Source organism: Pseudomonas sp. GLN_2 (assembly GCF_043106005.1).
Taxonomy (GTDB): Bacteria; Pseudomonadota; Gammaproteobacteria; order Pseudomonadales; family Pseudomonadaceae; genus Aquipseudomonas; species Aquipseudomonas alloputida.
This window is the reverse complement of record NZ_JBICMC010000022.1, coordinates 46,997-69,346: the sequence shown is the minus strand read 5'-3', so window position 1 is coordinate 69,346 and position 22,350 is coordinate 46,997. Positions and strand designations below refer to the sequence as shown.

Genomic DNA, 22,350 nt, shown 5'->3' with positions numbered 1-22,350 from the left:
TTCATCACAGGGCCGATTCCTGGGTAACGGTGGCGGGCGCGAACTCGGGTTTGAGCCGGCCGTTTTCGTCGAGCAGCCAGGCGTCCATGATCTGGCGAACCACCGGAGCGGCGACACCCGAGCCGGACTCACCGTTCTCGACCATCACCGAAACCACGATTTTCGGGGCTTCGGCTGGGGCAAACGCGACGAACAAGGCATGGTCGCGGTGGCGCTCCTGGAGTTTGTTGCGGTCATACTTCTCGCCCTGCTTGATCGCCACCACCTGGGCGGTGCCGCTCTTGCCGGCAATGCGGTACTGGGCACCGGCTGCTGCCTTGCGCGCGGTACCGCGGGCGTTGTGCATCACCTGTTCCATGCCATGGGTGACCTTGGCCCAGTCGGACTTGTCACGCAGCACGATGTCTTCCATGGGGTTGTCGTCCACCGGCGGCAGGCCTTCGATGGTCTTGGCCAGGTGCGGGCGGTTCCACACACCTTTGTTGGCGATCAGTGCAGTGGCCTGGGCCAGCTGCAGCGGCGTGGCCTGCATGTAACCCTGGCCAATGCCGAGAATCAGGGTTTCGCCGGGGAACCAGGCCTGGCGGCGAGTGGCGCGCTTCCATTCGCGCGACGGCATCAACCCGGCAGATTCCTCGAACATATCGAGGGATACCCGCTGGCCGATACCGAACTTGTTCATGTAGCTGGACAACCGATCGATGCCCATCTTGTGCGCAAGGTCATAGAAGTAGGTGTCGTTCGAGCGCATGATGGCGGTGTCCAGGTCGACCCAGCCATCACCGGAGCGGTTCCAGTTACGGTATTTATGGTCGTAGTTGGGCAACTGGTAGTAGCCAGGGTCGAACACCCTGCTGCTGGCATTCACGACGCCACTGTCCAGACCGGCAATAGCCACCGCCGGCTTGATGGTCGACCCCGGCGGGTACAGGCCACGCAGCACGCGGTTGAACAGCGGCCGATCGATCGAATCGCGCAATTCGGCATAGGCCTTGAAGCTGATGCCGGTGACGAACAGGTTGGGGTCGAAACTAGGCTGACTCACCATCGCCAGTACCTCGCCGGTGCGCGGGTCGAGCGCAACCACTGCACCACGCCGGCCTCCCAGGGCGGCTTCAGCGGCCTCCTGCAGCTTGATGTCCAGGCTCAGCACAATGTCCTTGCCGGGCTTCGGGTCGGTGCGCTTGAGCACCCGCAGCACACGGCCACGGGCGTTGGTCTCGACTTCCTCGTAACCCACCTGACCGTGCAGGGCGGCCTCGTAGAAGCGCTCGATGCCGGTCTTGCCGATATGGTGGGTACCGCTGTAGTTCACCGGGTCGAGCGTTTTCAGCTCTTTCTCGTTGATCCGCCCTACATAACCCACCGAATGGGCGAAATGCGCACCCTGCGGGTAATGCCGCACCAGCTGGGCCACCACCTCGACACCCGGCAGGCGGAACTGGTTTACCGCCACGCGGGCAATCTGCTCTTCGTTGAGCTCGAACAGGATCGGCACCGGCTCGAATGGCCGGCGGCCCTGGCGCATGCGCTTCTCGAACAGGGCACGGTCGTCAGCGGTGAGATCAAGCACTTCGACGATGGTATCCAGCACTTCCTGCCAGTTGCCCGCACGTTCGCGGGTCATCGACAGGCTGAAGCTGGGCCGGTTGTCGGCAACGATCACCCCGTTGCGGTCGAAGATCAACCCGCGGGTCGGCGGGATCGGCTGCACATGCACCCGGTTGTTCTCCGACAGCGTGGAGTGGTAGTCGTACTGGATGATCTGCAGGTAGTACAGCCGTGCGATCAACACGCACACAAGCAGCATGATCGCGACTGCGCCGACTACGACGCGGTTGCGCACCAGGCGGGCGTCTTTCTCGTGGTCCTTGAGACGGATCGGCTGCGACATCGGGCTGCTTACAGGCTCATTTGTGGTAAGGGTGCCCGGACAACACGGTCCAGGCGCGGTAGATCTGCTCGCCGATGAGTATCCTTACCAACGGGTGCGGCAAAGTCAGCGGCGACAGCGACCAACGTTGCTCGGCGCGCGCGCAAACCTCAGGCGCCAGGCCCTCCGGGCCGCCCACCATCAAATTCACCGTGCGCGCATCCAGGCGCCAGCGGTCCAGCTCGGTGGCCAGCTGTTCGGTACTCCAGGGCTTGCCATGGACCTCGAGGGTGACAATGCGTTCCCCAGGCTGCACCTTGCTCAGCATGGCTTCGCCCTCCTGACGGATCAGGCGGGCGACGTCGGCATTCTTGCCACGGGTGTTCAGCGGGATTTCCACCAGCTCCAGCGACAGCTCGGCGGGCAGGCGCTTGGCATATTCATGCCAGCCTTCCTCGACCCACTTCGGCATGCGCGAGCCGACCGCAATCAGGCGCAGACGCACAGCGCTTTCCTTATTCGCGGTCTTTGAGCTTGTCGGAGTACTCGTGGGCATGGTCCGGGCTGTGGTGCTTGCCATCGGCGGCACGGCTTTGCTCGGCACCCTGCCACAGGCGCTCAAGGTCGTAGAACTGGCGGGCAGCGGCGGTCATCATGTGCACGATGACGTCGTTCAGGTCCAGCAGCACCCAGTCGCTGTCGCCCTTGCCTTCTTCACCCAGTGGCTGGGCGCCCTTGGCCTTGACGGCTTCACGGACCTTTTCGGCCATCGCGTTGATCTGGCGGTTGGAGGTACCGGTGGCAATGATCATGTAGTCGGTCAGGCTGTGCTTCTCGCGCACGTCGATGACCTGGATGTCCTGGGCCTTGACGTCTTCCAGCGCTGCCTTGGTCACTGCGACCAGTTCTTCGCCGTAAATTTTCTGCTTGGTCATATAAAACTCGTTCAACTCGTTGGATGAGGCGCCAGAGGCACCGTCAGTTGGGCGCACGATACAGTTCGTGCGCCTCGATATAGGCCAGTACGGCGTCCGGCACCAGGAACCTCACCGATTTGCCGCTGGCCAGCAGCTGTCGGATCTGTGTAGCCGACACCGCAAGCGGCGTCTGCCAGACGAACGAAATATTTCCCGCCGGGCCGGACATGGCGGTGGGATCGCTCTCCGAGCGCGCAGCCAACAGGTTGCGCAACTCGTCAGGGGGTTCTACGTCGGCATCCGGACGTTGCAGTACCAGGATGTGACAGTGTTGCAGCAATTCTTCCCAGCGATGCCAGGCGGGCAGGCCACAGAAGGCATCCCAACCCAGCACCAGGAACAGCTGGTCGTGGCCGGACAGCTCGGCGCGGATCGATTCCAGCGTATCGATGGTGTACGACGGCTTGTCACGTTCCAGCTCGCGGGCATCGACGCTCAGGCAAGCGACGCCCTGCACCGCTTCACGGACCATGGCCAGGCGATCCTGCGCGGCCACCTGTGGCGTGTCGCGGTGCGGCGGCCGGGCATTGGGCAACAGGCGTAGCTCATCGAGCCCCATGAACTCGGCCACTTCCAGCGCGCTGCGCAAGTGGCCGATATGCACGGGGTCGAAGGTACCACCTAGAATGCCGATACGCCGGACTGCCTGGGCCTTGCTCAACTCAGCAGGACCCCTGGCCGCGCAACTGGCCATCGCCGATCACTACATACTTCTCGCAGGTCAGGCCTTCCAGGCCGACAGGGCCGCGGGCATGCAGCTTGTCGGTGGAAATACCGATTTCCGCACCCAGGCCGTACTCGAAGCCATCGGCAAAGCAGGTCGGGGTGTTGAGCATGACCGACGCCGAATCGACCTCAGCCATGAACTGACGGGCTTCACCCTGGTGTTCGCTGATGATCGAGTCGGTGTGGTGCGAGCCATAGTGGTTGATGTGCTCGATGGCCTGGTTCAGGCCGTCGACCACGCGAATCGACAGGATCGCATCGAGGTATTCCGTGTGCCAGTCGGCTTCGGTGGCCGGTTTGGCGCTGATGATAGCCTGGGTACGCTCGCAACCGCGCAGCTCCACACCCTTCTCCACGAAGCGGCGGGCCATTTCTGGCAAAAAGCGCTCAGCCACTTGTTGGTCGACCAGCAGCGTTTCCATGGCACCGCAGATGCCGTAGCGGTAGGTTTTGGCGTTGAAAGCCACATTCCAGGCCTTGTCCAGGTCGGCATGCTGGCTGACATAGATGTGGCAGATGCCGTCCAGGTGCTTGATCACCGGCACGCGGGCATCGCGGCTGATGCGCTCGATCAGGCCACGGCCTCCGCGCGGCACGATGACATCGACGAATTCCGGCATGCTGATCAGCGCGCCCACGGCTTCGCGGTCGGTGGTTTCGACCACCTGCACCACCGCCGCCGGCAGGCCGGCTTCGGCCAGGCCACGCTGAATGCAGGTGGCAATGGCGCGGTTGGAGTGTATGGCTTCGGAACCGCCCCGCAGGATGGTTGCATTGCCCGACTTGAGGCACAGGCTGGCGGCATCAATGGTCACGTTCGGACGCGATTCATAGATGATCCCGATTACCCCCAGCGGGGTACGCATCTTGCCTACCTGAATGCCCGATGGACGGTAGCTCATGTCGCGAATGGCACCGACCGGGTCCGGCAGGCTGGCCACCTGGCGCAAGCCGGTGATCATGCCGTCGATACGCGCCGGGGTCAGCGCCAGACGGTCGAGCAGTGCGGGCTCCAGGCCACTGGCGCGGCCGGCAGCCAGGTCCAGTTCGTTGGCAGCGGCGAGTTCGGCACGGGCAGCGTCCAGCGCGTCGGCGGCGGCTTGCAGGGCGCGGTTCTTCTGCGCGGTGCTGGCACGGCCGATCACCCGGGAAGCCTCACGGGCAGCGCGACCCAGGCGGGTCATATAGTCAAGAACGGACTCAGTCATGGGTTCGGTGTCTTGGCGAAGGGGAAATCGGCTGATTATAACTGCCGCGCAGGTGTACGCCCAGCGGCGGGTGGCGGATGGTAGAAAATGGATGGGGCAATGTGTAGGAAAGATGTAACCGGGGTTATCGAGATTTCCATCGCCTGTTGCGGCCCTTTCGCGGATGAACCCGCGCCCACAGGCATTCCACAGGGCCTGACGCTATGCAATACCGGTGGGAGCGGGTTCACCCGCGAAGAGGCCGGCACCGCCAACATCAACATCCGATTCAGCCTCGATTAAGCCATTCATTGCTATCATCCCCGCCTCTCCAGCCACGAACTGCCCGCATGCCAGCCCTGCCCGACAGCTTTTTCGACCGCGACGCCCAGACCCTGGCCAAGGCCCTGCTGGGCAAGGTCATCCGTCACCGCCACGGCGACCTATGGCTGGCCGCGCGGATCATCGAGACCGAGGCCTACTACCTTTCCGACAAAGGTAGCCACGCTTCGCTCGGCTATACCGAAAAACGCAAGGCGCTGTTCCTGGATGGGGGGCATATCTACATGTACTACGCCCGCGGCGGCGACTCGCTGAACTTCAGCGCCCACGGGCCGGGCAACGCGGTGCTGATCAAGTCTGCCTATCCTTGGCAGGACACCCTCTCGGGGCCCGACAGCCTGGCGCAGATGCAACTGAACAACCCCGATGCAAGCGGCAATGTCCGCCCGCAAGAGCGTCTGTGCGCCGGCCAGACCCTGCTTTGCCGGGCCCTGGGCCTGAAAGTGCCGCATTGGGACGCCCAGCGTTTCGACGCCGAACGCCTGTACGTCGAGGACTGCGGCAACGCCGTGCCCCGGGTGATCCAGGCCGCTCGCCTGGGCATTCCGCACGGGCGCGACGAGCACCTGCCGTACCGCTTCGTCGATGCCGAGTACGCCCGTTTCTGCACACGGAACCCGTTACGTCGCGGCCAAGTCGAAGGCCGTGATTTCTTCATTCTCGAACAAGGAAGCTGAACATGGGCCAATGGCTCGACAGCCTGACCGGCTGGCTCAGCGCCAACCCGCAGTGGCTTGGCCTGGCGATTTTCCTGGTGGCCTGCATCGAATGCCTGGCCATCGCCGGCATTATCGTGCCGGGCACCGTACTGCTGTTCGCCGTTGCGGTACTGGCCGGCAGTGGCACGTTCAGCCTGGGCGAAACGCTGCTCCTCGGCTTTCTCGGCGGCCTGCTGGGCGACGCCTTGTCTTACGCAGTGGGCAAGTACTTCCACCAGAACATTCGCCGGCTGCCGCTGCTACGTCACCATCCGGAATGGATCGGCAGCGCCGAAAGCTACTTCCAGCGTTATGGCATCGCCAGCCTGCTGGTAGGCCGTTTCATCGGCCCGCTGCGGCCGATGCTGCCAATGGTCGCCGGCATGTTCGACATGCCCCTGCCGCGCTTCATCGCCGTCAGCCTGTTGGCGGGCGCCGGCTGGTCGGTCGCCTACCTACTGCCCGGCTGGGCCACCGGCGCCGCCATGCGCCTGCCCCTGCCGGAAGGCTTCTGGCTGGACGCCGGGATCATCGCCGGCGCCCTCGCGGTGCTGATCGGCCTGAGCCTGAATACCAGCCTGCGTGACCAGCGCCACGGCACCCGGCTGGTTGCCGCGCTCAGTTTCATCACCCTGGCCGGTGTATTCCTCGGCTGGCCCTACCTCCATGAGTTCGACCAAGGCGTGATGACACTGGTCCAGGAGCATCGCAGCCAGGCCATCGACAGCACCGTGGTGCTGGTGACACGGCTAGGCGATTTCCGCACCCAGTTGTTCCTCGGCGGCCTGCTGACCGGCCTGCTGCTGCTTGCCCGTCAGTGGCGACACGCATTTTTCGCGGCGGGCGCGTTGATGGGCACGGCGATCGCCAACGGCACACTGAAATGGTTATTTGCCCGGGCCAGGCCGGAAGTACTGACCGACCCACTGACCAGCTACAGCATGCCCAGCGGGCACAGCTCGGCATCGTTCGCGTTCTTCCTGGTCATGGCCGTGCTGGCAGGGCGTGGCCAGCCACCACGGATGCGCCTGACCTGGGTGATGCTGGGGTGCATTCCGGCACTGGCGATTGCCCTGTCGAGGGTGTACCTGGGGGCGCACTGGCCAACCGATATCCTGGCTGGGGCCCTGCTGGCCTGTTGCGTATGCGCACTCAGCCTGACATTGGTGCAACGCCAGCAGACCCTGCCAGCCCTGCCGCTGCGGGTGTGGTGGCTGGTGTTGCCGGCATGCGTGGCGCTGCTGGCGTTCTTCGCCATGCATGCGTTGCCGCAGGCGTTGGTCAGGTATCAGTATTGATGTTGCCTGTGCCGGCCTATTCGCGGGTGAGCCCGCTCCTACACTGGGTATCGCGCTTGTTGTAGGAGCGGGTTTACCCGCGAATAGGCCGGCACAGGCAATGCAGAACCATCAGGCGAACAACTCACCCTGAATCCGCTCCAGCAGCTTCTGGATTTCCCCCAGCCGCTGCTGCGGCGAATCGAGGGTCAGCAGGTCCAGCTTGTCCTCTTCCATGAACGGCAACAGATACGCCAGCTGATTGGCCAGCGCCTGACGCCCGTCCACCGGGCGCGGCATGCCCAGCGCTTCGACCATGGGGTGTTCACCCAGGGCCACCAGCAGCGCCAATAGGTCGTCATCGGCTTCCAGCAATGGGCTGTCTGCCTGCTCCGGCAGCCATTGCACCTGGCCCACCAGCAGCTGGTCCTTCTGCACCTCGGAGCTTTCCAGATTGAAGCGCCGCACGCCCTCGACGCGAATACCCAGCAAGCCGTTATCCTGCTGCACGAAGTCGCGGATCACCGCTTCACAGCCGATCGAGGCGACCACCGGCGGCGCCTTGCCGACTTGTTCGCCCTCAAGGATGCACACCACACCAAACCCTTCGCCCTGCTTCATGCAGCGCCCGATCATGTCCAGGTAGCGTGCCTCGAAAATCTGCAAATCGAGAAAGCAGCCAGGAAACAGCACGGTATTGAGCGGAAACAGCGGTAGCGTCATCACAATTCCTCAAGCCACCAGGCTGACTGCCAGCGGCAGGAACACCGCTGTAGCCACTCCCATCAGGCTCATCGCCAGCGCGGCAAAGGCGCCGCATTCGTCACTTTCCTGCAGGGCCACCGAAGTGCCGACTGCGTGTGCGGTCACGCCCAGCGACATGCCGCGCGCCTCAGGGCTGTGCACGCCGAAGCGGCTCAGCAACGCAGGGCCGAAGATCGCCCCGATCACCCCGGTAATCAACACGAACACTGCCGCCAGGGCCGCCACGCCGCCAATCTGCTCAGCCACCAGCATGGCGATCGGCGAGGTGACGGACTTCGGCGCCATGGTCATCAGGATCATGTGCTCGGCACCGAACCACCAGCCCAGCACAAGGCAGCAGAGCGTGGCGAACAGGCCTCCGACTACCAGCGTAGTAAATGTAGGCCAGAACAGCTGACGGATACGCCGCAGGTTGAGGTAGAGCGGCACAGCCAGGGCCACCGTAGCAGGCCCCAGCAGGATGTTCATGATTTCGGTGCTTTTGCGGTATTCGCTGTAATCGATGCCGCACAGCAGCAACACACCGATCACCAGCAGCATCGATACCAATACAGGTTGCAAGAAGATCCAGCGGGTTTTCTCGTAGGCTGCCAGCACTACCTGGTAGGCCCCCAGCGTGATGCCAATACCGAACAATGGGTGGTGAATGACTGCATCGAGTGCGCCCTGCCAGTCGAGCATCATGGCTGCTCCTCACGCTTGCCTTGGCGTTGGATGAGCTTTTGCATCAGCACACCGACGAACACAAGGGTCACCAGGCAGGAGATCAGCAAGGCCCCGACAATCGCCCAGAAGTCGGCGGCAATGTCCTTGGCATATACCATCACCCCGACTGCCGGCGGTACCAGCAGCAGCGGGAGATAGCGCAGCAAGCTGCTGGCGGCCTCGTTCAGCGGCTTGCCGACCTCACCGCGAGCCATGAGAAAGAGCAGCAGCAACAACAGGCCGATGATCGGCCCGGGCAAAAACGGCACAAACAGGTGATTGATCGCCGTCCCCAGCAGCTGGAACAGTACCAGCCAGGTCAAACCACGCAACAGCATAAGCATCTCCCTCGGGCATGGCCGCCATTATAAGCACGCACAGCTTCAGACCGATATTCGCCGAAAAGCGGGCAACTTGACTGAAACGGTTCGCCGTGCTGATCTTGTACTTTCGTACCAACTGACAACCCGGAGAGTCCGCGATGCCCCATGTACCGGTTACAGAGCTTTCGCAGTACGTTGGCAAGGAGCTGGGCCACTCGGAGTGGTTGAAGATCGACCAGCAGCGCATCAACCTGTTCGCCGAGGCGACCGGCGACTTCCAGTTCATCCATGTCGACCCTGAGAAGGCAGCAAAAACCCCGTTTGGCGGCACGATTGCCCATGGGTTCCTGACCTTGTCGCTGATCCCCAAGCTGATCGAGGACATCCTCGTTCTGCCACAAGGGCTGAAGATGGTGGTGAACTACGGGCTGGACAGCGTGCGCTTCATTCAGCCGGTCAAGGTCGACAGCCGGGTTCGGCTGAAGGTAACGCTGGGCGAGGTGACCGAGAAAAAACCGGGGCAGTGGCTACTCAAGGCGATTGCCACGCTGGAGATCGAGGGTGAAGAGAAGCCTGCTTATATAGCCGAGTCGCTGTCGCTCTGTTTTGTCTGATACATGCCCGGGGGCTGCAGTGCAGCCCCCGATCCACAAATCCCCCGCACTCGCGTAAACTGCCAGCCTTTGCGCAGCCTAGGGCTGCCCCTGTCGATTCATCAAAGGTGCCCGCCATGCCCTGGCTGCAAGTACGCCTGGCCATCAGCCCGGAACAAGCTGAAACCTATGAAGATGCGCTGCTTGAAGTAGGCGCCGTCTCGGTCACGTTCATGGATGCCGAAGATCAACCGATCTTCGAACCCGACCTCAACACCACTCCGCTGTGGTCGCACACTCACCTGCTGGCGCTGTTCGAGGCCGATGCCGACCCTGAACAGGTGTTCGCCCACCTGCGCCTGCTGACCGGCGCCGAGCTGCCCGAACACCAGGCCGAGGTGATAGAGGACCAGGACTGGGAGCGCAGCTGGATGGACAACTTCCAGCCGATGCGCTTCGGCCGCCGCCTGTGGATCGTGCCCAGCTGGCACGATGCCCCGGAAAAGGACGCCGTGAACCTGCTGCTCGACCCGGGCCTGGCCTTTGGCACCGGCACCCACCCCACCACGGCCCTGTGCCTGGAATGGCTCGACGGCCAGCAGCTTGAAGGCACCCAGGTGCTGGACTTTGGCTGCGGTTCGGGCATCCTGGCCATCGCTGCGCTGCTGCTGGGCGCCCGCGAAGCGGTAGGCACCGACATCGACGTGCAGGCCATCGAGGCTTCGCGCGACAACGCCCAACGCAACGGCATTGCCGACGAGAAACTGGCGCTGTACCTGCCCGAACACATGCCGGCGATGCAGGCCGACGTGCTGGTTGCCAACATCCTCGCCGGCCCGCTGGTGTCGCTGGCGCCACAGTTGTCCGGCCTGGTTCGCCCAGGTGGCCTGCTGGCGCTTTCGGGCATCCTCGCCGAGCAAGGTGAAGACGTGGCCGCCGCTTATGCCGCCGACTTTGAACTGGACCCGATCGTCGTGCGCGACGGCTGGGTGCGCATCAGTGGTCGGCGTCGCTAAGCGGGCCTAGAATACTTTTCTGCACAGCTCCCGGATCGCCGCATGACCGACAGTTTCGTCACCCAGTGCCCGCATTGCCAGACCAGCTTTCGCGTCACCCACCACCAGTTGGGCGTGGCGCGTGGCGTGGTGCGCTGCGGTCACTGCCTGCAGGTATTCAATGCCGCCAAGCAGCTGCTGGAGCAAAACCGCGCCGCTACCACCAGCGCCCCCGTGGTGCCGGCACCGGTACCTCCAGCGCCTGCCGCGCCGCTGGCCGAGCCGGCGCAAGAGCCCGCCGACAGCGTACGCGGCACCCCTCCTGACCAGGACTGGGCGCTGACTGCCCAGGCGCTGGACGAGCTCGACCTCGACAAGGAACTGGAGCGCCTGGAGCGTCGCGGCCAACCGGCCCCGGCCCACCCGGCCAGCCAGGTTGAGAAGCTGCAGGCCCGGCGCGATGAACTTCACCCGGACGAGCACGCAGAAGACCTTTTCGGCACGGCTACCGATGAGCCCTACGTGCCGCGGGAACCGGCAGAGCCTACCCCGGTGCTGCTGGAACCGGAACCTTTGGAGCTGGACCTGGAGCCTGCACCCGGCGAACGCACCGAGCCTACCCTGGGCAGCAACCTTGACCTGGACATCGATGGCGAGCCGCCCGTGCACCGTGCGGCCGAACGCGATGACCAGCCCGCATTCAACGAACCACTGCGCATCAGCGATGACGAATCCCCGGAAAAAGGCCTGAGCGCCCGCGACGACGAACCACTGGCGCTGCGCCTGTCGGCGCACGACGACGAACCCGTCGAGCCGTTGCCCGGAGAGCGCCTGGAACCAGGCTTTGCTGGCAAGCCCGAGCGCCCCTCGCGCAAGGAGCCGCTGGTCGACGTGGTCGACGATCCGCTTCAGCTAGGCTGGGAAAAACCCGCACCCAACTGGGGCAAGCGCCTGCTGTGGGGCTTTCTGACCCTGCTGGCTGCCGGCCTGCTGGCGTTCCAGTACGTGTGGTTCCATTTCGACGAAATGGCCCGACAGGACCAGTATCGGCCGATTTTCCAGCAGATCTGCCCGATGATCGGTTGCCAGGTGCCTACCCGCGTCGATATTGCACGCATCAAGAGCAGCAATCTGGTGGTGCGCAGCCACCCGGACTTCAAGGGCGCACTCATTGTCGACGCGATCATCTACAACCGCGCACCGTTCGCCCAGCCGTTCCCATTGCTGGAGCTGCGCTTCGCCGACCTCAATGGCCAACTGATTGCCAGCCGTCGCTTCAAGCCCAGCGAGTACCTGTCGGGGGAACTGGCAGGGCGTGGCGAAATGCCCAGCCAGACGCCAATCCACATTGCCCTGGACATCCTCGACCCTGGGCCGAAGGCCGTGAATTACAGCCTGAGCTTCCGTTCGCCGGAGTAGGCGACAAGCGGCCAGCAGCGAGCGACAAGACAAGAAGCCCCAACCGCGACCGCTTTTCGTCCTGTCGCTTGCTGCTTGAAGCGCAAAGGCATAAGCCGACAACTGTTCAGATTTTATCCAAATCCATCTTTATCCAGTCATCGAGAGCGGGTATCATGCCAACCCTTTTTCGAACTCCAAGATTCGGCCCCACAACAGGGATCACCTATGTCGGCGGTACGCATCGGCCAATACACACTACGTAACAACCTGATCCTCGCGCCCATGGCCGGGGTCACGGACCAGCCTTTCCGTACACTTTGCCAGCGCCTGGGCGCCGGCATGGTGGTGTCGGAAATGGTAAGCAGCGACATGAGCCTGTGGAACAGCCGCAAGTCGAGCCTGCGCCGCATCCATGAAGGTGATCCCGAGCCACGCTCGGTGCAGATCGCCGGCGGTGATGCGCAGATGATGGCAGCGGCGGCAAAGGCCAATGTCGAAGCGGGTGCCCAGATCATCGACATCAACATGGGCTGTCCGGCAAAAAAAGTCTGCAACAAAGCCGCAGGCTCTGCTTTATTGAGAGATGAAGCCTTGGTCAGCGAGATCCTCCACGCCGTGGTCAGCGCTGTGGACGTACCGGTGACCCTGAAAATCCGCACCGGCTGGGACCGGGCGAACAAGAACGGCCTGAACGTGGCGAAGATCGCCGAACAGGCTGGCATCCAGGCGCTGGCGGTGCATGGCCGCACACGTGCCGATCTGTACACCGGCGAAGCCGAATACGACACCATCGCTGCCATCAAGCAGGCGGTGTCAATCCCGGTTTTTGCCAACGGCGATATCACCTCGCCAGAAAAGGCCCGGGAGGTGCTGGAAACCACCGGGGTCGATGGCCTGTTGATCGGCCGGGCTGCCCAAGGGCGGCCATGGATCTTTCGCGAGATCGAGCATTACCTGCGCACTGGCGAACATCTGCCAGCGCCGCAACTGGACGAAGTGGAACGCATCCTGCTGGAGCATCTGGCCGCGCTGCATGCCTTCTATGGCGATGTGATGGGCGTACGTATCGCCCGCAAGCACGTTGGCTGGTACCTGGCAACACGACCCGGCGGCAAGGAGTTTCGCGCCCGGTTCAACGCTTTGGAAGACACACAAGCGCAGTGCGCCAACGTTCGCGCGTTTTTCAGCGAACGTCGACAGAGCCTTGAGACAGAGGACGGACAAGGGGTGGCCGCATGACGATGATGACCGAGACATTTGTGAGTGGAACAACGCCCGTGAGCGACAACGCCAACCTGAAACAGCACCTCAACACGCCGAGCGAAGAGGGCCAGACCCTTCGCGACAGCGTCGAGAAGGCGCTGCACAACTACTTCGCCCACCTGGAAGGCGCGACCGTGACGGACGTGTACAACCTGGTGCTCTCCGAAGTCGAGGCGCCCCTGCTTGAAAGCGTGATGAACTACGTGAAGGGCAACCAGACCAAGGCCAGCGAGATGCTCGGGCTGAACCGAGGCACCCTGCGCAAGAAGCTCAAGCAGTACGACTTGTTGTAAGCCAGAATCCCATCCAGAAAAGGCGACTCCCTGAACAGAGGCGCCTTTTTTGCTGACTCCACCGCGTTATTGGAACCCGAAATGACCGACCAGACTACCCGCCTGCCAGTCCGCCGCGCCCTGATCAGCGTCTCCGACAAGACCGGTATCCTCGAATTCGCCCGTGAGCTGCAGCAGCTCGGTGTCGAGATCCTGTCCACCGGCGGCACCTACAAGCTGCTCAAGGACAACGGCGTAAACGCGGTGGAAGTGGCCGACTACACCGGCTTCGCCGAAATGATGGATGGCCGGGTCAAAACCCTGCACCCGAAGATCCACGGCGGTATCCTCGGCCGTCGTGGCACCGACGACGCCATCATGAACGAGCACGGCATCAAGCCGATCGACCTGGTTGCGGTCAACCTGTACCCGTTCGAAGCCACCATTTCCAAGCCTGGCTGTGACCTGCCGACCGCCATCGAGAACATCGACATCGGCGGCCCGACCATGGTCCGTTCGGCAGCCAAGAACCACAAGGACGTGGCCATCGTGGTCAACGCCAGCGACTACGCCGGCATCGTCGAAGGCCTCAAGGCCGGTGGCCTGACCTATGCCCAGCGCTTCGACCTGATGCTCAAGGCGTTCGAGCACACTGCCGCCTACGACGGCATGATCGCCAATTACATGGGCACCATCGACCAAGCCAAGGACACCCTGAGCACCGAGGCGCGCAGCGAATTCCCGCGCACCTTCAACAGCCAGTTCGTCAAGGCACAGGAAATGCGTTATGGCGAGAACCCGCACCAGAGCGCGGCGTTCTATGTAGAAGCCAAGAAAGGCGAAGCCAGCATTTCCACCGCTGTCCAGCTGCAAGGCAAGGAACTGTCATTCAACAACGTGGCCGACACTGACGCCGCGCTGGAATGCGTAAAGAGCTTCGTCAAGCCGGCCTGCGTCATCGTCAAGCACGCCAACCCGTGCGGCGTGGCGGTAGTACCGGAAGACGAAGGCGGCATCCGCAAAGCCTACGACCTGGCTTACGCGACCGACACCGAATCGGCGTTCGGCGGCATCATCGCATTCAACCGTGAACTGGACGGCGAAACCGCCAAGGCCATTGTCGACCGCCAGTTCGTCGAAGTGATCATCGCCCCGAAAATCTCCCAGGCCGCCCGCGACGTGGTGGCTGCCAAACAGAACGTACGCCTGCTGGAGTGCGGCGAGTGGCCAGCCGAGCGCGCTGCCGGTTGGGACTTCAAGCGCGTCAACGGTGGCCTGCTGGTGCAAAGCCGCGATATCGGCATGATCACCGCCGATGACCTGAAGATCGTCACCAAGCGTGCCCCGACCGAGCAAGAGATCCACGACCTGGTATTCGCCTGGAAAGTGGCCAAGTTCGTCAAGTCCAACGCCATTGTCTACGCCAAGCAGCGCCAGACCATCGGCGTCGGCGCCGGCCAGATGAGCCGCGTCAACTCCGCCCGCATCGCTGCAATCAAGGCCGAGCACGCTGGCCTGCAGGTACAGGGCGCGGTCATGGCGTCGGATGCATTCTTCCCGTTCCGTGACGGCATCGACAATGCAGCTAAAGTGGGTATCAGCGCCGTGATCCAGCCGGGTGGTTCGATGCGTGATGCTGAAGTCATCGCTGCTGCCGACGAGGCCGGCATCGCGATGGTCTTCACTGGCATGCGCCACTTCCGCCACTAATTACGCGGGTCCCGAGGCGAGTCGAGATCCTGTGGGAGCGGGCTTGCCCGCGAATACGATGGTGGATTCACCGCCGCATTCGCGGGCAAGCCCGCTCCCACAGTGTTCGGCGCAAGCCACGGGATCACTTGAATCGAGGTTTTGACATGAAAGTTTTGATCATCGGCAGCGGCGGCCGTGAGCACGCCCTGGCCTGGAAAGTCGCCCAGGACCCACGCGTCGAGAAAGTCTTCGTTGCCCCGGGCAACGCCGGTACCGCCATTGAAGCCAAGTGCGAGAACGTCGCCATCGACGTGTGTGCCCTGGAGCAACTGGCCGACTTCGCCGAGAAAAACGTCGACCTGACCATCGTCGGCCCGGAAGCACCGCTGGTTATCGGCGTGGTCGACCTGTTCCGCAGCCGCGGCCTGGACTGCTTCGGCCCAACCAAGGGCGCGGCCCAGCTCGAAGGCTCCAAGGCCTTCACCAAGGACTTCCTGGCGCGTCACAAGATCCCGACCGCCGACTACCAGAATTTCACCGAGATCGAGCCAGCGCTGGCCTATCTGCAGGAAAAAGGCGCGCCAATCGTGATCAAGGCCGATGGCCTGGCGGCCGGCAAGGGCGTGATCGTCGCCATGACGCTGGAAGAAGCCGAAGCCGCCGTGCGTGACATGCTGGCCGGCAACGCCTTCGGTGAAGCAGGTTCGCGTGTCGTGATCGAAGAGTTTCTCGACGGCGAAGAAGCCAGCTTCATCGTCATGGTCGACGGCCATAATGTGCTGCCCATGGCCACCAGCCAGGACCACAAGCGCGTCGGCGACCAGGATACCGGCCCGAACACGGGCGGCATGGGCGCCTACTCCCCTGCCCCGGTGGTTACCGCCGACGTGCACCAGCGCGTGATGGACCAGGTGATCTGGCCAACCGTGCGCGGCATGGCCGAGGAAGGCAACGTCTACACCGGCTTCCTCTACGCCGGCCTGATGATCGACAAGGCGGGCAACCCCAAGGTCATCGAGTTCAACTGCCGCTTCGGCGACCCGGAAACCCAGCCGGTCATGCTGCGCCTGGAGTCGAGCCTGGTCCTGCTGGTGGAAGCTGCATTCGCCAAGGCACTGGACAAGGTCGAAGCCCAGTGGGACCCGCGCCCGAGCCTGGGCGTGGTCCTGGCAGCGGGCGGTTACCCGGGCGACTACGCCAAGGGCGACGTGATCAACGGCCTGGACGCTGCCGCCAAGATCGAAGGCAAGGTATTCCATGCCGGTACTGCGCTCAAGGATGGCAAAGTAACCACCAACGGCGGGCGCGTGCTGTGTGCCACCGCCATGGGCAGCACCGTTGCCGACGCGCAGCAGCAGGCTTATCGCCTGGCCAAGGAAGTCAGCTGGAACGGCAGCTTCTACCGTTCCGACATCGGCTATCGGGCCATCGCCCGCGAGCGCGGTGAGCACCAGTAGTAAGTACTACCGGTATGCCGTAGCGGTTTCAGCCTGCGGCATCCGGCTCGTCGACAGGGCCCGGAATGGGCCTTGCCTTCGACTTGGCGCGCCGCGCATAGTGAGTACCCGGCACATCGGCCAAGAAGGGATTTCGTAGTGCGTCGGCTTCGGATTGCCTCAGCTCTGATCGTCAGCTTGCTGACCCTGCTCTGCATGATTCCGGCTGCGGCCGAACATGACGGTGGCTGGACCGTTCTGCTCGACGAACAGGCCAACCTGCAACTGAGCGATGTGCGCTCCGAGCGCTATCGCAACCAGTTCAGCCCACTGCCTCTCGCCGACCTTGATGCTGCCCCGGCTGGACAGGCCTTGTGGCTGCACTATCGTCTGGCACCAGGTGACCAGGAGCAGCTGCTGCGGGTATTTGCCCCGGACCTTTCTGGCCTGGACCTCTACGCCCTCGAAGGCGAACAACTTCTGCGTCAGCTGCACCACGGGCGCCAGGCCGGCAATGCCAGCCCGACCCTGCGTGGCAGCGACCATGTATTGCCCCTGCCCAACAGCAGGCAACCGCTGGACATCTACTTGCGCCTGGTCTCAGAGCACCAGCTGCGTCCGGCCATCAGCCTTGAGCCTGCGGCCGAGGCAGCCTCGGATCAACGCCAGCCGCTGCTGTTCGGCATGCTGTTCGGCGGCCTGATCATGCTGATCATGCACAACCTGATCCGCTTCCTCTACACCCGCTCCAGCACCACCCTGATCCTGGCGCTGTACCACGGCCTGATGCTGCTCAGCGGCCTGATCCTGTTGAACCTCAGCGGCCCTTGGTGGCATGTGTGGCACAGTGCGCAAACGCCTGCCGCCTATCTGACGCTGGTCCTGGCCGGCCTGTCCGGGTTGTACTTCACCCAACATTTCTTTTCGCCGTGCAATTCGCCACGGCTTAACCGCCTGCTGCAAGGTGAGATGCTGATTGTCGGGCTCAGTGGCCTGGTGCTGCTGTTCGTCGATACCCTGCCACTGAACCTGATGACCTACGCCCTGATGGCGTTGGGCAGCGTGAGCATGCTGCTGGTCAGCAGCTACCACTGGTTCAAGGGCTATGCACCCGGACGCCTGTTCAGCCTGGCCATGGTGGTGTTCAACCTCGGTGGCCTGGTACTGCTGCCAGCCCTGCTGGGCCTGACACGCACCTCGACCCCCTGGCTGCTGTGCATCCTGCTGGGCCTGACCGTGGTCAGTGGCCTGCTGCTCAACCTGGCGGTCAGTGAACGGCTGCGGCGCATAAGCGAGGAGCGTTTCAGCGCCAGCCGTGCGCTGGCCGCCAGCGATGCGGAAATCAACGCCAAAGCCGAGTTCCTGGCCAAGATCAGCCACGAAATCCGCACCCCGATGAACGGCGTGCTCGGCATGACTGAACTGCTGCTGGGCACACCGCTGTCGGTGAAGCAACGTGATTATGTGCAGACCATCCACAGCGCCGGCAACGAGCTGCTGACGCTGATCAACGAAATTCTGGACATTTCCAAGCTGGAATCCCGGCAAATCGAGCTGGATGATGTGCAGTTCGACCTTAACGCGCTGATCGAGGATTGCCTGAACATCTTCCGCGCCAAGGCCGAGCAACAGAACATCGAGCTGATCAGCTTCACCCAGCCACAAGTACCGCGGGTCATCAGCGGAGACCCGACGCGCCTGCGCCAGGCCTTATCGAGCCTGCTGGAAAACGCCCTGAAAAACACCGACCAGGGCGAGATCCTGCTGGTGGTGGCGCTGGATCAACGCGGTGAGGTGCCACGCCTGCGTATCGCCGTGCAGGACAGCGGCGAGCCGTTGCCCGCTGCCGACCGTGAAGCCTTGCTGCAGGCCGAGTTGCACAGCCACCACTTCCTTTCCAGCAACAAGCTGGGCGGCCACCTGGGGCTGGTCATCGCCAAACAGCTGATCGGCCTGATGCAGGGCGAGTTCGGCATCAAGAGCAACACCGGGATGGGCAACACCCTGTGGCTGACCTTGCCGCTGGACCCTTCACGCCTGGAACAGCCACCGGCGGACCTCGACAGCCCGCTGCGCGATGCCCGCGTCCTGGTAGTGGACGACAACGACACGTGCCGCAAGGTGCTTGTACAGCAGTGCAGCGCCTGGGGCATGAACGTCAGCGCGGTGCCGTCGGGCAAGGAGGCGCTGGCCCTTTTGCGCACCAAGGCGCACCTGCGCGACTACTTCGATGCGGTGCTGCTGGACCAGAACATGCCCGGCATGACCGGCATGCAGCTGGCCGCCAAGATCAAGGAAGACCCGAGCCTGAACCACGACATTCTGGTGGTGATGCTCACCGGCATCAGCAATGCGCCGAGCAAAGTCATCGCGCGCAACGCCGGGGTCAAGCGAATACTGGCCAAGCCGGTGGCCGGTTATACGTTGAAGACCACCCTGGCCGAGGAGCTGGCCCAGCGCGGCCGCGAACAGGCGATGCCCGCCAGCCTGCCTGGCATACCGCAGGCGCTGGACCTGCCAGGCGACTTCCGCGTGCTGGTCGCCGAAGACAACAGCATCTCGACCAAGGTGATCCGCAGCATGCTCGGCAAGCTCAACCTCAAGCCCGATACGGCCTGCAATGGCGAAGAGGCCTTGCAGGCAATGAAAGCGCAGCATTATGACCTGGTGTTGATGGACTGCGAGATGCCGATACTGGACGGCTTCTCGGCCACTCAGCAGTTGCGTGCCTGGGAAGCTGACAACCAGCGCCAGCGCACGCCGGTAGTGGCACTGACTGCGCACATCCTGGCCGAACACAAGGAACGCGCGCGGCTGGCAGGCATGGACGGACACATGGCCAAGCCAGTGGAGTTGTCGCAGTTGCGCGAGCTGATTCAATACTGGGCCAATCACCGGGAAGCCAAGGTGGACCCGGCACATACGTCCTGACCGATATCCAATGCTCTTGCAGGAGCGGCCTCGCGACACAAGGCCGCGCCGGCATACACCCAAGGAACACTGCTCATGCTCCATGAGTTGTTCAGCGTCTACCTGAAAATGCTCGTGCTCTACAGCCCGTTCTTCGTGCTGTCGTGTTTCATCAGCCTGACCCGCGGCCACTCCAGCAAGGAGCGCAAGCAACTGGCCTGGAAGGTAGCGTTCGCAGCCTTTGTCGCCAGCGTGATGCTGTACCTGTTCGGGCGCGCGATTTTCGGCATTTTCGGCATCACCGCCGATGCCTTCCGCATCGGTGCCGGCAGCGTGCTGTTCATTTCAGCCCTGGGCATGGCCCAGGGCAAGCCGGCGGTACAGGCCGACAACGTGCAGCAGGATGTGACCATCGTACCGCTGACCATTCCGCTGACCGTTGGCCCCGGTACCATCGGTGCCCTGTTGGTGATGGGGGTAAGCCAGCCGCACTGGGATGAAAAACTGCTGGCCATCGTCAGCATTGCTTTGGCCAGCTTTACCGTAGGGCTGGTGCTGTATCTATCGCACGGTATCGAGCGCCTGCTCGGTGACCAGGGTTTGCAAATCGTCAGCCGCCTGATGGGCCTATTCGTCTGCGCCCTGGCAGCACAGATCATCTTTACCGGGATTCGCGGCTACCTGCTGCCCTAGGGTACAGCGCCTAAGCAGTCCAGGCCGGTAGGCCGCAGGCCTACAACTGCAGCTCAAGGATCGCCTTGCCATTTTGCTTGTCGACACTGGCCTGGGCCCGCTTGCGGTAGTCTTCGCGGAACCCCTGCAAGTTGAAGTGGATCACTTCGACTCGCATGTCCACGAGTTTTACTTCACTGTTCAACTGCATGAACAAGAAGCCCTTGGAGGTCTTTTTCATCGACATTTCCATGTGAACCAACACCATGTCGATGAAGCCGCTCGACTGCTGTGAGCAAGGCAGCAACTGAAAGCGTCCGACCGCTTTGGAGACTGCCCTGGATTCAAACGCGGTCAATGCCTGGCTGTCATTGCGCAGTGCCTGAAGCGACGACTGGGCAGATTGATAATGACCGGCGGAGCCTTTCTGACGAATCTGGGCAAGCGCCTGCTCGGCAAGGCTGGCCCTGTCCGGCCCCGGTCGAGTCGCCGTGGGCGCGAGCTTGCCATCAAAGCCCAGAAACGCAAGGTTACGCCAGTAGTTTCTGAACCAGTCCGGCTCCAGGCCTTCGTTGAAGTCCCCCCAGGCAACTTGCTGGGCAAACGCATTGGCCAGCAGGATGTCGTCACGGGCTTCGCGGCTAACACCTGGCAAGAATGACAGCAGGCTGCTGTGGACGAGTTTGCCACTGGCGGCACCTTGATTGAACTCACTCATCTTCGACTCCTGATGTTGTCGCACGTTTGACCTGGCTGCGGTACTGCAATTGCTTGACCTTGATAGCGTCATGCAAGCCCGTACTTATCGAACTGATCACTTTTTCATGGGTGAAATAATTGGCATCGAACTGCTGAGCGGCATGGGCACTCGCAAGATTCAGCGGCTGCCACAGCCAATCCATCGCCAGATGCTCTGTTGTGCTAAAGCCCAACTCGGTACTGATGACCCCTGAATCGGCCAGTATCAGGCGCAACTCCATACGTACATGGCTCATGCCTTTATCGTCCGGGGCCCGAACACATTCGGCCCATAACAACTGTTCTATGCCACCGTCGGGTTGGGCGGAATAGGCGTCGAGGCATGTGGCTACCGGCCCCTGCAGGGCGCTGGGCACACCTGCCAAGAGCTTGGCCCGCAACATGCTCCACGGTTCACAGGCCACTGCGGTTGCAGCAGGCACGGCGCCGGAATGCAAGGTCGCGACAGTGCAGCCGAAGTTACTCTGAATTCGCAGATACTCCTTGTGCCACTCAGCGTCCTGAAGGGCGTGACCCTTGCTAGCGGTCAGGTAGGCTGCCAGCTGAACATCCAACAGTACTTCTGCTCGTGAAGCACTGACATTGTTGTCGATCAATACCAGGCTATTGCCGTTCAACCACAACGTGTAATTGGCGTGCATCAGTATGCCCTCCAGGCCCGTCGACGCCGTGTCGACAGGCCAACTTCATCGTCAGAGTTCCAGTGCCAGCAGGACCTGCAGGGCATTGTCGTCAAGTTTGGTTTCTACAATGGCGCGAACTTTGTCGTATTGGCGCTTATCGAAATTCAACACCGCACCACAAGCAAAGTTGGAAGTACCGTTGCTTTCCCACTTGACCAGCAGATAGTTGGCAGCCTTGTCAGGCTTGGCGTCGGTCTGGATCGCACTGACCAGCATCGCCACTTGGCCGCCGTCCGTTTGCTCGCACTTGGCAAGGCTCAGCCCGGTTCGGTCATCTTCGACCGACTTGCGGTCGAGCAACTCGACGTTTTTGGTGCTGGCGGCCAAGGCTGAAACAACCGTTTTGCCGAGATTGTCCAGGGCGGTTGCCACATCGCCAGTGAAAACGCCATATGCCGCCTGCAGGCCCTTGCCCAGCAAGTTGCTGATCTCAAGGCGCATATTGCGTTCAGTGACCTGCTGTACATCGACATTGGTCGGCGCCCAGCCCATCTTGGACATCAGGTAAATGTAGTGTTTGAACCAGAGTTGCGTTTCACGGATAGGGTCATGCTGCTTGTTGGCACCTTGCGTGGCCAGGGCATGACAAGCCTTTGCAGCATCGCGGTTTTGCTCACCCATCAAGTCGGGGAACACGAACAGATTCTTGTCCGGCAGAACCTGAAGCTGCAGCTTCTCTTTATCGGTCGTCATGGGAAAGGTCTCCAGGAAGGGTACGGTTGGAGCCAAATAGCTCCAGCCGCAAACCTACCTGTGACCTTTACCTCAATCTGCCACGAAGCAGTTCCTCATCTGCCCACG

At 62.4% G+C, this 22,350-nt stretch carries 22 protein-coding genes; 11 read left to right on the top strand and 11 right to left on the bottom strand.

Annotation, left to right across the window (positions count from 1 at the left end):
• Window positions 1-4 precede the first annotated feature (4 nt).
• From mrdA to ACF8Q6_RS06325, 5 genes are read right to left on the bottom strand one after another with little or no spacing between them, the layout of a single operon-like run.
• On the bottom strand, window positions 5-1,894 hold the full coding sequence (mrdA, locus tag ACF8Q6_RS06345) for a penicillin-binding protein 2 (RefSeq protein ID WP_019437047.1): 1,890 nt from the start codon (window positions 1,892-1,894) through the stop codon (window positions 5-7).
• 16 nt (window positions 1,895-1,910) lie between these two features.
• Window positions 1,911-2,378 (bottom strand): 23S rRNA (pseudouridine(1915)-N(3))-methyltransferase RlmH, encoded by a 468-nt coding sequence (gene rlmH / locus ACF8Q6_RS06340; protein ID WP_003249722.1) that lies wholly within the window; start codon window positions 2,376-2,378, stop codon window positions 1,911-1,913.
• A gap of 10 nt (window positions 2,379-2,388) precedes the next feature.
• On the bottom strand, window positions 2,389-2,808 hold the full coding sequence (gene rsfS / locus ACF8Q6_RS06335) for a ribosome silencing factor (RefSeq protein ID WP_009685825.1): 420 nt from the start codon (window positions 2,806-2,808) through the stop codon (window positions 2,389-2,391).
• 43 nt (window positions 2,809-2,851) lie between these two features.
• Window positions 2,852-3,544, bottom strand: a complete 693-nt coding sequence (gene nadD, locus ACF8Q6_RS06330) for a nicotinate-nucleotide adenylyltransferase (RefSeq protein WP_010955423.1) — start codon at window positions 3,542-3,544, stop codon at window positions 2,852-2,854.
• Window positions 3,513-4,784, bottom strand: coding sequence for a glutamate-5-semialdehyde dehydrogenase (locus ACF8Q6_RS06325; protein WP_014754574.1), 1,272 nt, complete (start codon window positions 4,782-4,784; stop codon window positions 3,513-3,515). Before ACF8Q6_RS06325 ends, nadD begins: the two co-directional genes overlap by 32 nt.
• A gap of 329 nt (window positions 4,785-5,113) precedes the next feature.
• Between ACF8Q6_RS06325 and ACF8Q6_RS06320 the strand changes: the two genes are divergently transcribed.
• Window positions 5,114-5,782 (top strand): DNA-3-methyladenine glycosylase, encoded by a 669-nt coding sequence (locus tag ACF8Q6_RS06320; RefSeq protein ID WP_392492709.1) that lies wholly within the window; start codon window positions 5,114-5,116, stop codon window positions 5,780-5,782.
• Window positions 5,783-5,784: 2 nt separating this feature from the next.
• Window positions 5,785-7,101, top strand: a complete 1,317-nt coding sequence (locus tag ACF8Q6_RS06315) for a bifunctional DedA family/phosphatase PAP2 family protein (protein ID WP_088513262.1) — start codon at window positions 5,785-5,787, stop codon at window positions 7,099-7,101.
• A 111-nt stretch (window positions 7,102-7,212) separates the two neighbouring features.
• Here the strand turns inward: ACF8Q6_RS06315 and ACF8Q6_RS06310 are convergent, their stop codons facing one another.
• Genes ACF8Q6_RS06310 through ACF8Q6_RS06300 form a run of 3 tightly spaced genes read right to left on the bottom strand, consistent with a single transcriptional unit; the run spans window position 7,213 to window position 8,888 of the window.
• Window positions 7,213-7,803, bottom strand: coding sequence for an LON peptidase substrate-binding domain-containing protein (locus ACF8Q6_RS06310; RefSeq protein ID WP_003249708.1), 591 nt, complete (start codon window positions 7,801-7,803; stop codon window positions 7,213-7,215).
• Between the two features lie 9 nt (window positions 7,804-7,812).
• On the bottom strand, window positions 7,813-8,529 hold the full coding sequence (locus ACF8Q6_RS06305; protein ID WP_004576852.1) for an LrgB family protein: 717 nt from the start codon (window positions 8,527-8,529) through the stop codon (window positions 7,813-7,815).
• A complete protein-coding gene (locus ACF8Q6_RS06300; RefSeq protein ID WP_012053815.1) occupies window positions 8,526-8,888 on the bottom strand; it encodes a CidA/LrgA family protein in 363 nt (120 codons plus the stop codon). The genes ACF8Q6_RS06305 and ACF8Q6_RS06300 overlap by 4 nt, the downstream gene beginning before the upstream one ends.
• A gap of 143 nt (window positions 8,889-9,031) precedes the next feature.
• On the opposite strand from ACF8Q6_RS06300, the gene ACF8Q6_RS06295 reads away from it, so the two are divergent.
• From ACF8Q6_RS06295 to ACF8Q6_RS06255, 9 genes are all read left to right on the top strand, one after another.
• The gene (locus tag ACF8Q6_RS06295; RefSeq protein ID WP_392492710.1) at window positions 9,032-9,487 is read left to right on the top strand and encodes a MaoC family dehydratase; all 456 of its coding nucleotides are present in this window, start codon (window positions 9,032-9,034) and stop codon (window positions 9,485-9,487) included.
• Window positions 9,488-9,603: 116 nt separating this feature from the next.
• Window positions 9,604-10,482 (top strand): 50S ribosomal protein L11 methyltransferase, encoded by an 879-nt coding sequence (gene prmA, locus ACF8Q6_RS06290; protein ID WP_003249700.1) that lies wholly within the window; start codon window positions 9,604-9,606, stop codon window positions 10,480-10,482.
• 42 nt (window positions 10,483-10,524) lie between these two features.
• Window positions 10,525-11,880, top strand: coding sequence for a DUF3426 domain-containing protein (locus tag ACF8Q6_RS06285; RefSeq protein WP_392492711.1), 1,356 nt, complete (start codon window positions 10,525-10,527; stop codon window positions 11,878-11,880).
• Between the two features lie 207 nt (window positions 11,881-12,087).
• Window positions 12,088-13,101, top strand: a complete 1,014-nt coding sequence (gene dusB, locus ACF8Q6_RS06280) for a tRNA dihydrouridine synthase DusB (protein WP_392492713.1) — start codon at window positions 12,088-12,090, stop codon at window positions 13,099-13,101.
• The gene (gene fis, locus ACF8Q6_RS06275) at window positions 13,098-13,418 is read left to right on the top strand and encodes a DNA-binding transcriptional regulator Fis (protein WP_012274390.1); all 321 of its coding nucleotides are present in this window, start codon (window positions 13,098-13,100) and stop codon (window positions 13,416-13,418) included. The genes dusB and fis overlap by 4 nt, the downstream gene beginning before the upstream one ends.
• 81 nt (window positions 13,419-13,499) lie before the next feature.
• On the top strand, window positions 13,500-15,107 hold the full coding sequence (gene purH, locus ACF8Q6_RS06270) for a bifunctional phosphoribosylaminoimidazolecarboxamide formyltransferase/IMP cyclohydrolase (RefSeq protein ID WP_003249687.1): 1,608 nt from the start codon (window positions 13,500-13,502) through the stop codon (window positions 15,105-15,107).
• A 146-nt stretch (window positions 15,108-15,253) separates the two neighbouring features.
• On the top strand, window positions 15,254-16,546 hold the full coding sequence (purD, locus tag ACF8Q6_RS06265; protein ID WP_012053818.1) for a phosphoribosylamine--glycine ligase: 1,293 nt from the start codon (window positions 15,254-15,256) through the stop codon (window positions 16,544-16,546).
• 138 nt (window positions 16,547-16,684) lie between these two features.
• Window positions 16,685-19,456, top strand: coding sequence for a response regulator (locus ACF8Q6_RS06260; protein WP_392492512.1), 2,772 nt, complete (start codon window positions 16,685-16,687; stop codon window positions 19,454-19,456).
• Window positions 19,457-19,531: 75 nt separating this feature from the next.
• Window positions 19,532-20,128, top strand: a complete 597-nt coding sequence (locus ACF8Q6_RS06255) for a MarC family protein (RefSeq protein WP_392492514.1) — start codon at window positions 19,532-19,534, stop codon at window positions 20,126-20,128.
• Window positions 20,129-20,168: 40 nt separating this feature from the next.
• On the opposite strand, the gene ACF8Q6_RS06250 is transcribed toward ACF8Q6_RS06255, so the two are convergent.
• The 3 genes from ACF8Q6_RS06250 to ACF8Q6_RS06240 are packed head-to-tail and all read right to left on the bottom strand — an operon-like array spanning window position 20,169 to window position 22,242.
• On the bottom strand, window positions 20,169-20,825 hold the full coding sequence (locus ACF8Q6_RS06250; protein ID WP_392492516.1) for a hypothetical protein: 657 nt from the start codon (window positions 20,823-20,825) through the stop codon (window positions 20,169-20,171).
• A complete protein-coding gene (locus ACF8Q6_RS06245) occupies window positions 20,818-21,507 on the bottom strand; it encodes a hypothetical protein (RefSeq protein ID WP_392492518.1) in 690 nt (229 codons plus the stop codon). Before ACF8Q6_RS06245 ends, ACF8Q6_RS06250 begins: the two co-directional genes overlap by 8 nt.
• Window positions 21,508-21,558: 51 nt before the next feature.
• On the bottom strand, window positions 21,559-22,242 hold the full coding sequence (locus tag ACF8Q6_RS06240; protein WP_003249674.1) for a hypothetical protein: 684 nt from the start codon (window positions 22,240-22,242) through the stop codon (window positions 21,559-21,561).
• Window positions 22,243-22,350 lie beyond the last annotated feature (108 nt).

Excerpts from the sequence above, each read along its gene's own strand:
- mrdA (WP_019437047.1), bottom strand. The coding sequence starts at position 1,894 with ATGTCGCAGCCGATCCGTCTCAAGGACCACGAGAAAGACGCCCGCCTG.
- rsfS (WP_009685825.1), bottom strand. The coding sequence starts at position 2,808 with ATGACCAAGCAGAAAATTTACGGCGAAGAACTGGTCGCAGTGACCAAG.
- nadD (WP_010955423.1), bottom strand. The coding sequence starts at position 3,544 with ATGGCCAGTTGCGCGGCCAGGGGTCCTGCTGAGTTGAGCAAGGCCCAG.
- ACF8Q6_RS06325 (WP_014754574.1), bottom strand. The coding sequence starts at position 4,784 with ATGACTGAGTCCGTTCTTGACTATATGACCCGCCTGGGTCGCGCTGCC.
- ACF8Q6_RS06320 (WP_392492709.1), top strand. The coding sequence starts at position 5,114 with ATGCCAGCCCTGCCCGACAGCTTTTTCGACCGCGACGCCCAGACCCTG.
- ACF8Q6_RS06315 (WP_088513262.1), top strand. The coding sequence starts at position 5,785 with ATGGGCCAATGGCTCGACAGCCTGACCGGCTGGCTCAGCGCCAACCCG.
- ACF8Q6_RS06310 (WP_003249708.1), bottom strand. The coding sequence starts at position 7,803 with ATGACGCTACCGCTGTTTCCGCTCAATACCGTGCTGTTTCCTGGCTGC.
- ACF8Q6_RS06305 (WP_004576852.1), bottom strand. The coding sequence starts at position 8,529 with ATGATGCTCGACTGGCAGGGCGCACTCGATGCAGTCATTCACCACCCA.
- ACF8Q6_RS06300 (WP_012053815.1), bottom strand. The coding sequence starts at position 8,888 with ATGCTGTTGCGTGGTTTGACCTGGCTGGTACTGTTCCAGCTGCTGGGG.
- ACF8Q6_RS06295 (WP_392492710.1), top strand. The coding sequence starts at position 9,032 with ATGCCCCATGTACCGGTTACAGAGCTTTCGCAGTACGTTGGCAAGGAG.
- prmA (WP_003249700.1), top strand. The coding sequence starts at position 9,604 with ATGCCCTGGCTGCAAGTACGCCTGGCCATCAGCCCGGAACAAGCTGAA.
- ACF8Q6_RS06285 (WP_392492711.1), top strand. The coding sequence starts at position 10,525 with ATGACCGACAGTTTCGTCACCCAGTGCCCGCATTGCCAGACCAGCTTT.
- dusB (WP_392492713.1), top strand. The coding sequence starts at position 12,088 with ATGTCGGCGGTACGCATCGGCCAATACACACTACGTAACAACCTGATC.
- fis (WP_012274390.1), top strand. The coding sequence starts at position 13,098 with ATGACGATGATGACCGAGACATTTGTGAGTGGAACAACGCCCGTGAGC.
- purH (WP_003249687.1), top strand. The coding sequence starts at position 13,500 with ATGACCGACCAGACTACCCGCCTGCCAGTCCGCCGCGCCCTGATCAGC.
- purD (WP_012053818.1), top strand. The coding sequence starts at position 15,254 with ATGAAAGTTTTGATCATCGGCAGCGGCGGCCGTGAGCACGCCCTGGCC.
- ACF8Q6_RS06255 (WP_392492514.1), top strand. The coding sequence starts at position 19,532 with ATGCTCCATGAGTTGTTCAGCGTCTACCTGAAAATGCTCGTGCTCTAC.
- ACF8Q6_RS06250 (WP_392492516.1), bottom strand. The coding sequence starts at position 20,825 with ATGAGTGAGTTCAATCAAGGTGCCGCCAGTGGCAAACTCGTCCACAGC.
- ACF8Q6_RS06245 (WP_392492518.1), bottom strand. The coding sequence starts at position 21,507 with ATGCACGCCAATTACACGTTGTGGTTGAACGGCAATAGCCTGGTATTG.
- ACF8Q6_RS06240 (WP_003249674.1), bottom strand. The coding sequence starts at position 22,242 with ATGACGACCGATAAAGAGAAGCTGCAGCTTCAGGTTCTGCCGGACAAG.